Source organism: Shewanella gelidimarina, assembly GCF_023283945.1.
In the GTDB taxonomy this organism is placed as follows: Bacteria; Pseudomonadota; Gammaproteobacteria; order Enterobacterales; family Shewanellaceae; genus Shewanella; species Shewanella gelidimarina.
Window position 1 is genome coordinate 110,574 of record NZ_JAKIKW010000005.1, and the last position, 15,639, is coordinate 126,212.

Below are 15,639 nucleotides of genomic sequence, written 5' to 3' on the forward strand. Positions count from 1 at the left end.
CCGGGAGAAGTAAATGGAGGCTTTACGCCAACGTATAGAGGCGGCTTTTGAAGCTCGCGCTGAAATAACCCCAACATCAGTAGAACCAAGTGTTCGCGCAGATGTTGAGAAAGTCATTGCAATGCTAGATAAAGGCGAAGCAAGAGTCGCAGAAAAAATTGATGGCGAATGGCATGTTCACCAATGGCTAAAGAAAGCCGTGTTACTTTCATTCCGTATCTTTGATAACGCTGTTATCGATGGCGGCGAAACCAAGTACTACGATAAAGTTCCAATGAAATTTGCCGACTATGATGAAGCTCGCTTCAGAGCAGAAGCTATTCGAGTAGTGCCACCTGCAGCAGTTCGTAAAGGCTCGTTTATTGGTCGTAACACTGTATTGATGCCTTCTTATGTAAACCTAGGCGCCTATGTTGATGAAGGTTCTATGGTAGATACATGGGCGACTGTAGGTTCTTGTGCCCAAATTGGTAAGAATGTACATCTATCAGGTGGTGTCGGAATTGGCGGCGTTTTGGAGCCACTACAAGCCGGTCCTACCATTATTGAAGACAACTGTTTCATTGGCGCACGTTCAGAAATTGTAGAAGGCGTGGTTGTTGAAGAAGGCAGCGTTATCTCAATGGGTGTTTACATCGGCCAGAGCACGCGTATTTTTGATCGTGAAACGGGTGAAGTTCATTATGGTCGAGTGCCTGCTGGCTCTGTCGTCGTTTCTGGTAACCTCCCCTCTAAATGTGGCACATACAGCTTGTATGCCGCTATCATTGTAAAAAAAGTTGATGCTAAGACGCGCAGTAAAGTTGGTATTAACGAGCTACTACGCATCGTTGATTAACGTGTTCGATTACACCATGAAAAAACCCACTTTTTAGTGGGTTTTTTTATGCATTGCTAAAATCCCTGCTCAAATGAAACATTTTGTTACCCAGAGTCATACAATGATCCAGACTCCACACCTTGATACAGTTAGCTACACAATGGTAACAATTTTCTGCACACGATGAGCTTTACTCAATGGTGAACCCCAATGGAAGAGTAGGAGCAGGACATGATCAAGATTTTAGCGATAGCAGGCGCCGCGCTAGCAATGACTTTTAGCGCAAATGCCGCGATGACATCTCAAATGGAAACCGCACTCGTATCTGTCTGTAAAGCAGGAGCCAGTAACCGCATTTATCAATTCAACTACACTATGAAGAGTTACCACATAAATAAAAGCCGAATATTCCCAAAATTGGTTTGTAATGGTGAATCATTTTACAACTTTGCGCTTAATGCTGGTGCTGATAAAACAGCAGCAAAAATTGCGCCCTATGCTAGAGGTACCGTAACAATTAAGGATATTGCACAAACGGAGCAAGATAACGATCTTTACGTTGTTAATTTTTAAACTGTTTATCTGGCATAAAAAAGAGACAAAGGTCTCTTTTTTATTGTCCACGAACGCTAAAAAACCACCGTTTTATTCCCGTATACCACCACATCCTCATTAATGACCAGTTGCAATGCCTTACTCAGTACACTTTTTTCGACATCGCGGCCACATTTCGACAGTGCCTCCACGCTATAACTGTGATCAACTGGGATAACGTCTTGCTTAATAATGGGACCTTCATCCAATGAGTTCGTCACAAAGTGAGCAGTAGCACCGATAATTTTAACGCCTCGCTCCCACGCCTGTCTATACGGTGACGCACCAATAAAAGCGGGTAGAAATGAGTGGTGAATATTAATAATCTTATCGGGATATTGGCCCACAAATTCCGGCGTCAATACCCGCATGAATTTGGCGAGTACGACGTAATCGGGTTGATAGCCATTGATAACGTCCAACATCGCTTGCTCATGCTCGTTACGATTCATATCTTGATGGCTAATATAATGAAATGGCACATCAAATTTCTCCGTCAAAGGGGCCAGCAGATCGTAGTTACCTACAACAGCAACAATCTCAGCATCTAGCGCACCGGAATACGATTTAATCAGCAAGTCACCAATGCAATGTGCCTCTTTAGTCACCATCACCACAATACGTTTTTTACCGACATCAACCAACTTAGTATGATTTTTTGTTGGTAACACGCTCTGTAATTGAGCTAACAAACTAACGGGTTCAAACAGCCCTTCTAGTTCGGTTCGCATAAAAAAACGCCCCTGAGCGTTATCTACAAATTCACTGTTCTTAACAATATTGAGGCCATGAGCAAAGCACACCCCCGTGATCTTAGTGATAAGTCCTGGCGCATCGGCACAGTCAATAATCAGTACCTTACGTTCCATAGGTTTTCTCGCCGTCAGATTGCGCATATCTTAAGTGACATGAGCCAAGTTCAACTTAAATGGCTTGATTGATGAAAACAACCTTGCCTAAATAATAAACCGACAAATAGCGAATCGATTATTAAAGCACTCGTTATTTGGCTGCTTTAATGAATAACCATCAATGTATAGCGCGAATGGAATAACAACGTCAGTGATTACTAAGCCACTTAATCACTCAATCTCTGCACGTAAAACGTAAAAACCTCGACAGAAATAAGGTCAGAAAGCTGTTATAGAAAGTGTTGAACAATAGAAAAGGAGGTGCAATTAGCTGAATAATCGATTGAGTGAAAGTGAATTTTTTTACATCTAGAATGTCATGCAACTGACCGTTGATGACCTCAGCATTTGATGTTCTGTGATCACCGAAGCGTGATCAAGCATTAATTTAGTGACCCGTCGCCAAAGGGTAGCCCTATTTGGCGACGGGTAACAAAGTTAAGCCGCTAGGTCTTTATCAATGAGCTCATTCCAGCTAGGCAACCATGCTAACGCCTCGACTTCTGGCTCCATGGTTTCTCCGGCGTCAATCTTTAAGAAATCACCTAATCGTGTTGCGCCAAGCTCTTCGAATAGCGCTGCTAGTTGTTCAGCTGCACCGCAAAAGGTTTCATAACTTGAATCCCCTAACCCTATTACGCCAAACTTTAGCTCGGGCAGATATGGGGCTTTAGACTGCATATCGTAAAACCATGACTGGATCTCATCAGGAAGATCGCCTTGGCCTGTTGTCGAGCATATCAGCAATAGCAATTCATCTTGAGGCGGAACAAAACCTACAAGTTCGTCGCTTTGATACAAAACAGCTTCACGCCCCAAGTCTGTTAATGCCTGTTGTAGAGTTTCTGCGACATATTGCGCACCACCGTAAACTGTTCCAAAAACTAGATTCACTTTTTTCATGTTTTACTTCGCCTAAAAGCCATTTAGTTATATCCTTAACATACTGTATCGATGAACATTGCTGCAAGCCTCGCAGCAATTAAAAGTGAATGTGTACGAGGACCAGCCGTAATGAGACACTCTTGCAGACAAAAACACCGTAAACACCTCAATCGTTCAGCACATATTAGAAGAATGTGCTATTTCCATACCGTAAAACAACTAGAATATTTGAAAGCCTCGTATAGTAATGAACAAACTTCAACTATTGAGTTAAAAGACAGCATTAAGCCTACTGCTTAATTATCTGCAATTTGTATGGCATTGTTAGCATTAGACAATGCCTCTTCTTGCCATCCGAGCCCTTCAAACAAGTCTAGCCATTCCTGCTCAAGTTCGGTTTCAATATGAACTCGCTCGCCCGTTCTTGGATGGTTAAAGCTGAGTTTTTTAGCAATGAGCCACAATCGATTCACTCCAAAGTGATCTCTAAAAAATTTATTCTGCTTACCATCACCATGCGTTGTATCCCCAAGTATAGGGTGGCGTAGATGTGCCATATGACGGCGCAATTGATGTTTACGTCCAGTGTGTGGAGAAAGATGGACCAGTGCGTATCGACTCGTTGCGTAACGACCTGAGGCAAAAGGGATCTCGCTATTGAGTATAGGGCGATATGAAGTCACCGCATTTTGCGCGGCTTTATTGGGGTCTACATCTTTATCACCTAACTCGTCCAACTCCACTTTTAGGGCATAGTCTAAGGTTGCAGCGTCATACATATTACCGCGAACAATGGCTAAATATTCTTTATCAATAGTGTGAGAGGCAAACTGTTCACACAATGCCTTAGCCATTTCACTGCTTTTAGCAAATAACAAGATACCCGATGTGGGCCTGTCTAAGCGATGCACAGGGAAAACATGACACCCCACTTTATCCCGCGTTAACTGCATAGCAAAAAACCGTTCTCGCCTCGCTAAATAACTGCGGTGAACCAATAAGGCAGCAGGCTTATGAATAGCGACAACATCATCATCTTCAAATAAGATCTCGATATAAGGAGCAGGCTCATCTTCTAGGCCTAACTCTTCAAGCTCAGTAAGCTCTTGCGCCTCATCTATCTCATCAGTTTGGGTTAATTCAGCTTTAGTTTGTTTCACTTAGTAGCTCATCTAATTCTGTAATGGTTTTAATTATGCGACAAAATTCAGGTTTGCCTGCCCATACATGTTCCGCCATGGGGGCAACCGCTATCGCTTTTGGTAGCGGCATCGCACTATCGAGTAGATAATGCATTTTAGGGATTAAAATAAATTGTAGCCACTGTTCAAATGCCATGGTATCACAGGCAAACGGCGCGCTACTTTGCATCGCACTTTCTGACGGTAGAGTAGCACTCCATAATGCAGCACTGACAAGCTCATCTTGCAATTTAATAAGCTGGTGTCGGGTCAAATGGGTTAACAAGGCTAACACTCCTGTTGCATGAATAGGTCTGCAAAATGACCGATATCATTTAGCTTTTTCATTTAGAACATTTTCTGCGGGTTAACTTAGGCTTATCATAAGTACAGATTCACTGGGGGAATTGAGAATAAATAGTGCTATGAGAAAGAGTATTTATTAGACCGTACTAGCGTAATCTCGTCTCTAGCACCTTCACTTCCAGTGCAATAAACTACCGCCAACTAGAATTTAAACGACTAAATGAAATTTAGCATCAGATCATACCATCTAGCCGCAGTTATCCCTATAATGTGGATTAATTAATACTGACTCGATAGCGATATGACTGAAATAACGACCCTTAGCCAATTTCTTAAAACGGCAAAAACCCAATTCCAAGTTTATGATATGGGCCGTAGAGTTCAACATATCGATATGGTGGCGTTTCAGCAAATTGAAGCGTTACTCACGCCTTATCCCTCTCCAATTCAGGGACATGCTCAGTTTGCGATTGTCTTTTGGGATGCAAGCCAACAACACTACATTTGGTTTATAAAATTAGCGCTCGATGAACGTGGCTTGCTTTCACCAGCGCCGCGAACTCAATTCATCAAGATGATAATTGAAGCCTTAGGCAGAGACCCCACCCAACCTTTAACCGACCACCAGCAAGAGCAACTCGCTAACCACCCTTTTAACTTTAAGCCTTCTCAAGAAAAGTTAGCCGTATTTAACGCGTTAGTGCGACAGCAACTCGGTGAAAAAGCCTCTAGCCAATATGAATTTGCCCATCAATATTTATCTGGACAACATCCAGCTGAAAACTGGCAAAGCATTGGAATGCAGGGCATTGCAGATGTTTGTGTTAGAGCGGCTGAACTTGATCATCAACAGCATATTAATGCCAGTTTCGATCGCGCAGCTGTAGAAGTACAAATTGCTATGTGCCAGTGCCTAGAGCACTTAACTATCGATGATGCACTCGCAACACAACTTTTCGAAAAGTTTGCTGCAGCTTCCACAGAAAGCCAAGCTTACCTTTTAAGGGCATTAGCATCTCACCCTGAGCAGAGCCAGCAGGCAATCGCGTATTTGGCCAGCTGCAATGGTTTATCTGCAGATATGTTGATTACCATTGCTGCTCGTAATTGGTCAGCGTTAAAAGATGAGCCAACTCTCAGTATCTACTTAGAAGCACTTGCCAAACAAGAACAACACTTCTTTAACCAGATTTTTGCTGATATTGTGGCTATTCCATTAATTCGCACACAACTGTTAACTCAATTGCGAAACCCTAACCGAAGTGCAGCACTTTCTGCAGCTATTGGCGGCTTATTTAAGGTAATTAAAGCATGATGACAGATTTCTTATTAATCGTAGCGGTAGTTGTTATCGCGGCCTTTTTTTGGCAGTTAAGGCAAATGGCAGAAATGAGCCGTACTTTTGCGACCAAAGAGTGCCAAAAACAAAAGGTACAACTGCTTGCCATCGCTCAGGAAACAGCAAAACCAAGCTTCGGGGGCAGTACTGGTTTCACTTGGAAAGTAAAATATCTATTTGAATTTAGTACCGATGGCATTAATCAATATAGCGGAAGCTTGTGGATGCACGGTAAAAAAATCCACAAAGTACAGTGGCCTATTTTTCCAGAACCTGAATGGCATGATGCACCAGAATCTCGTGGGTCTGTCGGCGGAAGCTGTGGTGGTGGTCGCTCTAAAAGCAATTGTAGTTCTGGTGGGTGTAAGTAACCAGACGGAGAGCATTCCCGGTCTAGGTTAAACAGTACCCATTGCCTTCATCTTTGCGCTAAAGCACAAATTGCGGACAAAGAAAAAGCGCGGCTCCATAGGAGACGCGCTTTCGCTATTTCTTTTGTAAGCTCATCCTGCTATTTTAATGCTCCTTGCACCATCCATGCGTAACTGTGCTCCCTGCGTCGTCCATGTGTCCTTTTCTTTCCTTGTATCTTTCGATACTCATCCCTGCTACTCAGTAATCCTTTTACTAAGCTTGCTCATCCTAAGCGTGTCCAATATCATCCTTGAGAATCCATTCATTCACTATCCGTAGCATCCTACCTTCCTAGGTAGTAAAACTTTCCATCCTGGAATGTTTAACCACTCCTTGGTCGCTCTGGCAATCATTCCTTGAAAGCCTCGTCCTTGATAGTTATCCATATTAAGTGCGGATCCTTCCGTCACTCTCAGATCATCCTAATCTGTAAATCCTTTCTGTCATGCTTCCTTGCACAATCAAATAATAAACTAAAACCCGATAAAAATTGGCTCAAGAAGCAACATTTAACATGCAGTCACATTTTAGTCATACAACAATAATTACGTAAACTGCTGTTTAAAAAGTGATTTAACTAAATACTCATTCGTTACCGGCAAGTAATCAGCCTTATTTCGCACGAAGCTGTAAGAGATCTCTCACATCAATCCGAGCAATTTATCAAAGATAAAAGAAAGGGCGTACCTTTCGGTACGCCCTGATCTAGCTTCTTTTTAGCTTTCCCGCTATATATGTGCTCCCTGCATCATCCTTGCTTAACGTGCATCCTGCATCTTCCTTGTAAGTCCTTTTATATCCTTGTACTCAACGTACTAAATCCATTTATTAGCTTATCCTAAGCCAAAATCCTCATCCTGAGGTTGTCCTAGTTGCATCCTGCAAATACCTAACTGTTTAATAAGGTTAGCCTTAACTATCAAGCATGATTTTAGATATGGCTAAAATATCTATATACAATCGCTGCTAACTTATCCTTAAACTAGCAGCTGGCCTATCCACTCACTAAATATTTAAACTTGAGAATCGAAACGGTAATGATGATGTATAGCGAAATCTATCACTCACAAGGCTTACCAATTGATTACTTGAATTAACTTTATACGCTTATCAGTCCAGTGCGACTGTCTTTTAGCAAACACCCAAGCTTGTAACATTTATGCAACTTAAGGGGTTTTTTATAACGTACTGATTATAATGAACTAAGACTGTCAATAGTGACTATATTAATAATATTGCCATTTGATGTCCCACATAAAAGTAAGAGATCTCTTACGCCAAGGACATCCGAATCCGATATTTTTATCTCTTCTTGCCTGAAAAGGCTTCAAATAACATCACCCAATCAGCCATTAAACTATAAATGGGATATTTAAATGTCGCCGGTTTGTTCTTTTCAAATACAAAGTGTCCAATCCAAGCAAAACTATAACCAATGACGGGTAACAAACATAACAGTAACCATTGCCCTGAATAGAGCGCGAAAATAGTCACTAAGATAACCAGAGAGCTACCGATATAGTGCAGCGCTCTGCACGTTATATTTTGATGTTGCGACAGGTAAAAGGGATAGAATTCAGCGAAATTACTAAAACGTTTAGTCATTCGTCTGGCCTCTATAAAACATCAATTCCCCCGTCACCTTGCCTATTTCTAGATCTTCTAATTTGTCGAAACCATGATTTGAAAATAATGCGATATGTGCTGGGTCGCTAACAAACACACCAACGCCATCAAGCTGCAACTGTTCATCACACCAACTCAATACAGTTTTAACTAATTGACTACCGTAACCTTTGCCTTGCTCATTTGTTGCTATAGCAATGAACTGTAAAATACCGCAACGACTATTGGGCAGGTTTTCAATTATTTGGTGTTCTTTTTTGATCCAAGCTTGGGTCGATTGCCAGCCTGCACTTATCAACATTTTCAAACGCCAATGCCAGTAACGGGCTTCACCAAGCGGGACTTGTTGAGTGGCAATGCAGGCAACCCCAATGAGTCGTTCTCCAGAAAACATGCCGATTAATCCTTGTTCCTGTTGCCACAACTCATTTAACTCTTCACGAATAGCGCCACGCAGTTTTTGCTCATATTGCACCTTGTCATCATGATAGAGTGCATCCATAAAAAATGGATCATCGTGATAAGCATTGTAAAGAATTGAGGCGGCAATACGTAAATCTTCAGCCGTTAGATAGACCGCTCGGCACTCTTCCATGATTTGATTTTCCATTGTTATTTTCCTTGACCTAGATCACATAAACACCAATGTAACAAGCCCGTAGAAAAGTGCAAATAATAATCAATATTCACTTTGCCAGAAATTTAATCTTGTTATAAGACGAGGGTCGGATGAGTCATTGGGTGTCGAAAAGTATCGATACTAAACTTGGAGGATTAAGTCGTTTTCTACCATACTGGAAGCAACACGATAGCAACGGAGCGTTAATCATGGACACCACCCCTCTAGATCTAGAACATCTATTTCAACAGCTCGGTTTACCAAGTGATGCTAAAGCAGTTGAACTGTTTATACGAAAACATACGATTACTGAAGGGCTGCTTATTCATCAAGCGGGATTTTGGACAATATCACAGCAACACTTTCTAGCAGAGGCATTAGCGGAAGATGCCCAATGGTCTGATTTAATTGACCATTTAGACACCCTGTTAAGAAAGTAACTTCACGATATTAAAGAAATATAGAGAGCTAATTATATTTTGGTGTAGGCCTTTTCGCCCCATCCAACAACGGCATTATTGCTAATAACCACGGGAGTACACTCATCTTTGGTTGTCTTGCCGTCCCCCTTAACGCGTTGTGTGCGATAAAACAGCACATGCACTTCTTTATCTTGTTGGATATAGGCTTCATTAAAATCAGCAGTCCCCATTAGCGTTGTCACCTGCTCTTTTGACATTCCCAGTGAGATCCTCGACAGGCCGTCACGGTTACTTTCTTGGATTTTCTCCCAAGCTCCATTGTTATCCCAATCAGATTCACCATCACCTACATTGATCACGCAACCAGTTAACCCTATGCTTGCTATCCCAAAAAACGCTAAACTTAGTATATTATTCTTCACATTAACTTCCTGTATTTATATTGATTTTATAAACATCATCAAAGCAAACTACATGCCATAATTTAATGCGTTGTTTTATAACGGTTTAATTGACGTTTATTACAGTCAATTAACTAAATATACTAATGAGTAAGGAATTTAACCAACGATGAGCCCTCTAGACCAAGTACTCTGCGCCGCAAAACAGCTCAGCGATGAAGGTAGAACTCCTACTCTTGCATTAATTAAAACCAAGTTAGCAGTCAGTGTTGCCATGTTGACTCTGATCCAAGGCTTACAACAGTACAAATCGATGAATGCGGCAGACAAAGCCGCAATCCCGACTAGAGCGCAGTTAACTGCATTAGCGCAAAAACCTCAGCAACTTCCAACCAACACTGAACAACAACAAAGAATTGCGCAACTTGAACAGGAACTGTTAACCCTTAAAACCAACTATCAAGCCGTGATCAACAGATTAACAGCGCTTGAGTCAGCATCGCTTAATGCCAGTGGAGCCGAGAAATAATGCATGTTATTGAATTAAGGTTTGAATGCTTCGATAACACGACTATCACTGCCGCCGAAAAAGCCATTAATGGCTTGTTAGAAGCTTATCGCGCCAATGGCCAAATACTCGGTCGAGAATTTGCGGTCGCTTTCAATGATGGTGAGTTTAGAGCTCGTTTGTTAATGCCTGAAAAAAGTAGCCTTGCCAAGCGATTCAATAGCCCTTGGGTCGAGAAAACCTTAATTGAGTTAACAGACGCTAAGCTACTTGCTCCCCGCGAGAAGTATATTGGCCAAGATATCAATTCAGAAGTGTCTAGCCAAGAGACACCAAGTTGGCAGCTGCTTTATACCAGTTATGTGCATATCTGCTCGCCACTAAGAAATGGTGATACGCTGCAGCCAATTCCACTTTACCAAGTACCAGCGACAGCCAATGGCGATCATAAACGGTTGATCCGCTGGCAAACCGAATGGCAAGCTTGTGATGAAATACAAATGGCCGCGGGGACTAAAGCCGAGTTTGCAGCACTTGAGCAGCTAACCAGCCACAAAAGTGACCTGTTTAGACGCGGCTGGGACTTGCGTGGCCGAGTTGAATTCCTGACAAAGATCCCAACCTATTACTATCTCTATCGCGTTGGCGGAGAAAGCCTAGCCAATGAGAAAAAACGTTGCTGTCCACAATGTGGTAGTGATAGTTGGCTACTAGATGAGCCGTTATTAGATATGTTTCATTTTCGCTGCAAACCTTGCCGTATCGTCTCTAATATCTCTTGGGATCATCTCTAACGTAACGAAACTAAAAAGGTCGAAGTAGCATGACTATTCCGACCTTTTTAACCAATTTGTTATATTTAAGCTCTTATATCCAAGCTTTAGCCGCTATTTCCCACGTAAGTTCTGCCACATTATTTTCATACGTTGCCAAATACCAGGGTGATCGAGTACTGGCATATCTTCTTCCACCAGCTTAACCGGTGGCGTCACTCGCGCCGTCAGCTCAGCGATAAAACCATTTAACGAATCTGCTAACTTTTCACTCTGATTTTCCCCAGGGATTTCAATCCAAACGCTGCCATCGGCATTGTTAATAGTGATCATTTTATCTTCATCATCAAACACACCAATAAACCAGGTAGGATCTTGTTTGAGCTTCTTTTTCATCATGAGATGACCAATAATATTTTGCTGCAGATACTCGAAATCAGTCTGACTCCACGCCTGCAATAACTCCCCCGTTCCCCAAGGTGAGTCAAACATCAATGGCGCTGCAAAATGTGCCCCATAAAATGCACTGAGATCGGCATGTAAAGATAGCTCTAGTGCATGTTCGACATTATCAAAAACACCAGGCACTTCACGCGAGACTGATTTCCATTGCAATGCTTCTTCAGAACCAACGTCAACATCGCCCAAAATACACTCTGATGCTTGTTGCTGCGCATAATATCGAGGGTACTCTCCCAACGCGTCTAAGTAGGCTTGTTGGTAGTCGTTAAAAAAAATATCCAGAGCAGGTAAAGAAGACACTTAAGCCGATCCCAAAATCAGTTATAATAAGAGTCTATTTTGCCATGGAAACCGTATTGATGACACAACATCATGATCCCTATAGTGACGCACCCGAACTTTCAGAGCTTACATTAGGAAAGTCCACAGGCTACCAAGAACATTATGATGCGTCTTTACTACAGGGCGTGCCACGCAAGTTGAACCGTGACGCTATCGGCCTGACTACCGAACTGCCGTTTCACGGCTGTGATATTTGGACCGGATATGAGCTTTCATGGCTAAATGCCAAAGGTAAGCCAATGGTCGCCATCGCGGAGTTTAGCCTAGATTTTCAAAGTACCAACCTAATTGAGTCTAAGTCGTTTAAGTTATATTTAAACAGCTTTAACCAAACTCAATTTGATGATGTACAAGCAGTACAATCTACCTTGACCAAAGATCTATGCCAATGCGCGCAAGGTGATGTGAGTGTAAAAGTGATTGAACCAAAAAACTTTAGCCATCAGCGTATTGTAGAGCTACCAGGCACCTGTATCGATGACTTGGATATTGAAGTCAATGACTATAGCTTTAACCCCGACTACCTTGTCGACAGTGTTGATGACAAAGCTATGGTTGCCGAGACCTTAACCTCTAATCTATTAAAATCAAACTGCTTAATTACCTCTCAACCTGATTGGGGTACGGTAATGGTTCGCTATCAAGGGCCCAAAATCGATCGTGAAAAGCTGCTTAGATACTTAATCTCATTTAGACAGCACAATGAGTTTCATGAGCAGTGTGTCGAACGTATCTTTGTTGATCTAAAGCGTTTTTGCCAATGTACTAAGTTAACGGTTTATGCGCGTTACACCCGACGTGGCGGATTAGATATCAACCCTTACCGTAGCGATTTTGAAAACCCAGCTGAGAACCAACGCTTAGCAAGACAATAAGAAATAACGAAACCGAGCCTTAGTGCTCGGTTTTATTTTTTAAGTCTCTAGCGCCCGCATTTGTAAAGCTATCATCTCTCTTAGCCAAGCATTGGCTCTATTGCTCTGCAACTTTTTACTCCAAATCATATGGTACTCAATTGGCCTTGTATCAAAAGGCAATGGGTATTGCGTCAGATTAAACAGCTCTGCATACTCTTTAAGATAATGAGTGGAAGCGATGGCAATAGCATCGCTTTTTGATGCTGTGGCTAACATGGTCAGTACCGACGATTGCTCACTATAGGTTTTACGTTGCGGCATGACGGCTTCGCTATAAAGCTCCGCGATTGCTAGATTTGAACGCCGCATTTTGAAGATGACATGCTTTTCAGCAAAATAGGCATTAATGTTAAGTGTATCTTGGATCCTTGGATGATCTTTTCTCGCCACACAGACCAACTTATCGCGCATCAACAGGACTGCATTTAACGCCACTGGAATTTGGCTCATTATGTCAACGGCCAGATCTATACGCTCAAACTGCAAGTCAGACTGTAACTGCTCTTCATTGGATGGCGGCTCCTTAAAGATAATATCAACCGCTAAGTCAGCAGTCAGCTTATCTATTGGCGCTTGTAATAGTTGCATTATCACTTCGTTGGCATACACGTAGAATTCACGCTGATGTATTTTAGGGTCAAACTTCTCCAAACCCGCAACAACACCATCAATAGCATTGAAATGCTGATCCAGCTGTTGATATAAATCATGTCCGGCAGCTGTAGGTTCCACCCCTCGTCCAACACGATTAAACAACTCTTCATCAACCTGTTTTTTAAGACGGTTAATGGCATTACTCACCGAAGACTGGGTTAAATTTAGCTGTTCTGCGGCTCGGCTAAATGAGCGGCAACGATATACGGCAAGAAATACCGGAAATAGATTAAGGTCAAACTGTTTTGTTTGCGGCATATTTCTCAATACTATTTACAGTGTGAATATTAATTAGCAATCTAGCGATAATTACTAAATAACACAAGCACTCTACACTAGCCTCAATTCAATTTGTATTGACGAGGTTCTGGCCAAAATTGAGCGATGAACCAGCTACGAGTCACCTTTGAGGAATCACAATGAAAATATCTCCGCTTACAATCGCGATCATCAGCAGCGTAACACTGGGTCTGTCTTCAACTGCAAATGCTGCACAGCATGAACACGACCATATAACCGTGCATTATGAGGGCAAGGCCGCGACTGCAGATACGATTAAGCATAACCAAGCCGTTGCCCAGACGCTCAACTTCGCAGATACCACCGCATTTGAGCAATCATCTAAGAATCTCATCGCAAAATTTGATAAAGCGACTGCAGACATTCTGCGAGCTGAATTTGCTTTTATTGGTAAGCAAACACCCGATTCGGTCAACCCATCACTTTATCGTCAAGCTCAACTGAATATGGTGCCTAATGGTTTATATAAAGTGAGCGACGGGATCTATCAAGTACGCGGGACAGACTTATCAAACCTAACTCTCATTAAGGGCGATTCTGGTTGGATTGCTTACGATGTATTACTGACTAAAGAAGCGGCTAAAGCATCACTGACCTTCGCACTAAAACATTTGCCAGAAGGCAGTGATCTTCCTGTGGTAGCCATGATCTATTCTCATAGTCATGCTGACCACTTTGGTGGCGCTCGCGGCGTTCAAGAGATGTTTCCTGACGTAAAAGTCTATGGGTCACACAACATCACCAAAGAGATTGTTGATGAAAACGTACTGGCTGGAAACGCGATGAGTCGCCGCGCTGCTTATCAATATGGGGCCACTTTAGGTAAGCATAACCACGGTATTGTCGATGCCGCGTTGGGCAAAGGTTTATCAAAAGGTGAAATCACCTATGTCGCACCAGACTACACCTTAAATGGTAAAGGCAAATGGGAAACGCTTAAGATAGATGGACTTGAAATGGTGTTTATGGATGCATCAGGTACTGAAGCAGAATCTGAGATGATAACTTTTATTCCCTCAAAGAATGCACTTTGGAGCGGCGAACTGACCTACCAAGGTATGCATAACATCTACACCTTACGCGGGGCAAAAGTGCGGGACGCACTAAAATGGTCAAAAGATATCAACGAAATGATCACTGCCTTTGGTAGCAAAGTTGAGGTGCTATTTTCTGCACATTCGGCGCCAGTTTGGGGCAATGAAGAGGTCAATCAATTCTTGCGCCTACAACGTGATAATTATGGTCTGGTACATAACCAAACTTTAAGGCTAGCCAATAATGGCGTAGGCATTCAAGATATTGGCGATGCAATACAAGCAACTATTCCTGAGACTGTCTATAAAACCTGGCACACCAACGGTTATCACGGCACCTATAGCCATAATGCCAAAGCGGTTTACAATAAGTACTTAGGTTACTTTGATATGAACCCTGCCAACTTAAATCCATTAACAACAAAGTTAGAATCTGCCAAGTTTGTTGAGTACATGGGGGGCGCAGAAGCAACGGTTAAACGAGCCCAAAGTGACTACATCCAAGGGGAGTATCGCTTTGTTGCTACAGCATTAAACAAAGTCATTATGGCCGATCCTAGTAATGATACCGCAAGACAACTTTTAGCCGATACCTATGAGCAATTGGGTTATCAATCAGAAGGTGCAGGCTGGAGAAACATCTACTTAACCGGCGCCCAAGAGCTGCGGGTAGGCATTCAAAAAGGGGCTCCTAAAACAGCATCAGCAGATGTGATTAGTGAGATGGATATGCCAACCTTATTCGATTTTTTAGCCGTGAAAATCGATAGCCAAAAAGCAGCGAAACACGGTCTAGTGAAGATGAACATCATCACGCCAGATACCAAGAATATTCTCTACATTGAGCTTAGCAACGGTAACTTGAGTAACAATGTGGTGGATGATGAACAAACAGCAGATGCTAACTTAATCGTCAATAAATCAGACGTGACCCAAATCCTACTTGGCAAGACAACCCTCAAAGCACTACTTGCATCGGGTGATGCCAAAATTACAGGCGACAAAACAGCCTTTAGTAAAATAGCTGGCAGCCTAGTCGAATTCAATCCAGAATTTGAAATTGTGCCAACACCTAAGAAATAACGAGCCAAGAAAGCTAAAACATCACAAGGGACGCATATCGCGTCCCTT

Annotated in this window: 18 protein-coding genes; 9 read left to right on the forward strand and 9 right to left on the reverse strand. The window is 42.3% G+C overall.

What is annotated here, in order from left to right; translation table 11 throughout:
- The first annotated feature begins 13 nt into the window (after positions 1-13).
- Positions 14-838 carry a 2,3,4,5-tetrahydropyridine-2,6-dicarboxylate N-succinyltransferase gene (gene dapD / locus L2729_RS06525; protein ID WP_248987542.1) on the forward strand — a complete coding sequence of 275 codons (825 nt, stop codon included), beginning with the start codon at positions 14-16 and terminating at the stop codon, positions 836-838.
- A gap of 213 nt (positions 839-1,051) precedes the next feature.
- Entirely contained in the window at positions 1,052-1,393 is a 342-nt protein-coding gene (locus tag L2729_RS06530) for a DUF3718 domain-containing protein (RefSeq protein ID WP_248987543.1), read from the forward strand.
- Positions 1,394-1,449: 56 nt separating this feature from the next.
- Here L2729_RS06530 and purU read toward each other — a convergent pair whose 3' ends face one another.
- The 4 genes from purU to L2729_RS06550 all read right to left on the reverse strand — a co-directional run bounded on the left by purU (position 1,450) and on the right by L2729_RS06550 (position 4,677).
- Positions 1,450-2,283: a formyltetrahydrofolate deformylase gene (gene purU / locus L2729_RS06535; RefSeq protein WP_248987544.1), complete on the reverse strand. Its 834-nt coding sequence runs from the start codon at positions 2,281-2,283 to the stop codon at positions 1,450-1,452.
- 480 nt (positions 2,284-2,763) lie between these two features.
- Entirely contained in the window at positions 2,764-3,228 is a 465-nt protein-coding gene (locus L2729_RS06540) for a flavodoxin (protein ID WP_101092717.1), read from the reverse strand.
- A gap of 278 nt (positions 3,229-3,506) precedes the next feature.
- A complete protein-coding gene (gene truC, locus L2729_RS06545; RefSeq protein ID WP_248987640.1) occupies positions 3,507-4,331 on the reverse strand; it encodes a tRNA pseudouridine(65) synthase TruC in 825 nt (274 codons plus the stop codon).
- Positions 4,332-4,356: 25 nt separating this feature from the next.
- Complete coding sequence (locus tag L2729_RS06550; protein WP_248987545.1) at positions 4,357-4,677, reverse strand: YqcC family protein; 321 nt, start codon at positions 4,675-4,677, stop codon at positions 4,357-4,359.
- Between the two features lie 321 nt (positions 4,678-4,998).
- Here L2729_RS06550 and L2729_RS06555 point away from each other — a divergent pair, with 321 nt between their 5' ends.
- Positions 4,999-6,012, forward strand: coding sequence for a DUF3549 family protein (locus L2729_RS06555; RefSeq protein WP_248987546.1), 1,014 nt, complete (start codon positions 4,999-5,001; stop codon positions 6,010-6,012).
- A complete protein-coding gene (locus tag L2729_RS06560; RefSeq protein ID WP_248987547.1) occupies positions 6,009-6,407 on the forward strand; it encodes a DUF3301 domain-containing protein in 399 nt (132 codons plus the stop codon). The genes L2729_RS06555 and L2729_RS06560 overlap by 4 nt, the downstream gene beginning before the upstream one ends.
- 1,345 nt (positions 6,408-7,752) lie before the next feature.
- Here the strand turns inward: L2729_RS06560 and L2729_RS06565 are convergent.
- Both L2729_RS06565 and L2729_RS06570 read right to left on the reverse strand, forming a co-directional pair.
- On the reverse strand, positions 7,753-8,055 hold the full coding sequence (locus tag L2729_RS06565; RefSeq protein WP_248987548.1) for an Mpo1-like protein: 303 nt from the start codon (positions 8,053-8,055) through the stop codon (positions 7,753-7,755).
- Complete coding sequence (locus L2729_RS06570; protein ID WP_248987549.1) at positions 8,048-8,686, reverse strand: GNAT family N-acetyltransferase; 639 nt, start codon at positions 8,684-8,686, stop codon at positions 8,048-8,050. The genes L2729_RS06565 and L2729_RS06570 overlap by 8 nt, the downstream gene beginning before the upstream one ends.
- Before the next feature lie 218 nt (positions 8,687-8,904).
- Between L2729_RS06570 and L2729_RS06575 the strand changes: the two genes are divergently transcribed.
- On the forward strand, positions 8,905-9,135 hold the full coding sequence (locus tag L2729_RS06575) for a DUF2789 family protein (protein WP_248987550.1): 231 nt from the start codon (positions 8,905-8,907) through the stop codon (positions 9,133-9,135).
- Between the two features lie 32 nt (positions 9,136-9,167).
- On the opposite strand, the gene L2729_RS06580 is transcribed toward L2729_RS06575, so the two are convergent.
- Positions 9,168-9,539 carry a DUF3192 domain-containing protein gene (locus tag L2729_RS06580; RefSeq protein WP_248987551.1) on the reverse strand — a complete coding sequence of 124 codons (372 nt, stop codon included), beginning with the start codon at positions 9,537-9,539 and terminating at the stop codon, positions 9,168-9,170.
- 148 nt (positions 9,540-9,687) lie between these two features.
- Here L2729_RS06580 and L2729_RS06585 point away from each other — a divergent pair, with 148 nt between their 5' ends.
- On the forward strand, positions 9,688-10,047 hold the full coding sequence (locus L2729_RS06585) for a hypothetical protein (protein WP_248987552.1): 360 nt from the start codon (positions 9,688-9,690) through the stop codon (positions 10,045-10,047).
- Complete coding sequence (locus L2729_RS06590; RefSeq protein WP_248987553.1) at positions 10,047-10,820, forward strand: Zn-ribbon-containing protein; 774 nt, start codon at positions 10,047-10,049, stop codon at positions 10,818-10,820. The genes L2729_RS06585 and L2729_RS06590 overlap by 1 nt, the downstream gene beginning before the upstream one ends.
- A gap of 93 nt (positions 10,821-10,913) precedes the next feature.
- Here the strand turns inward: L2729_RS06590 and syd are convergent, their stop codons facing one another.
- On the reverse strand, positions 10,914-11,561 hold the full coding sequence (syd, locus tag L2729_RS06595) for a SecY-interacting protein (RefSeq protein ID WP_248987554.1): 648 nt from the start codon (positions 11,559-11,561) through the stop codon (positions 10,914-10,916).
- A gap of 59 nt (positions 11,562-11,620) precedes the next feature.
- On the opposite strand from syd, the gene queF reads away from it, so the two are divergent.
- Positions 11,621-12,478 carry an NADPH-dependent 7-cyano-7-deazaguanine reductase QueF gene (gene queF, locus L2729_RS06600; RefSeq protein WP_248987555.1) on the forward strand — a complete coding sequence of 286 codons (858 nt, stop codon included), beginning with the start codon at positions 11,621-11,623 and terminating at the stop codon, positions 12,476-12,478.
- A gap of 39 nt (positions 12,479-12,517) precedes the next feature.
- On the opposite strand, the gene L2729_RS06605 is transcribed toward queF, so the two are convergent.
- Entirely contained in the window at positions 12,518-13,432 is a 915-nt protein-coding gene (locus L2729_RS06605; RefSeq protein WP_248987556.1) for a LysR family transcriptional regulator, read from the reverse strand.
- Between the two features lie 161 nt (positions 13,433-13,593).
- On the opposite strand from L2729_RS06605, the gene L2729_RS06610 reads away from it, so the two are divergent.
- Complete coding sequence (locus L2729_RS06610; protein WP_248987557.1) at positions 13,594-15,591, forward strand: alkyl/aryl-sulfatase; 1,998 nt, start codon at positions 13,594-13,596, stop codon at positions 15,589-15,591.
- Positions 15,592-15,639: the final 48 nt, after the last annotated feature.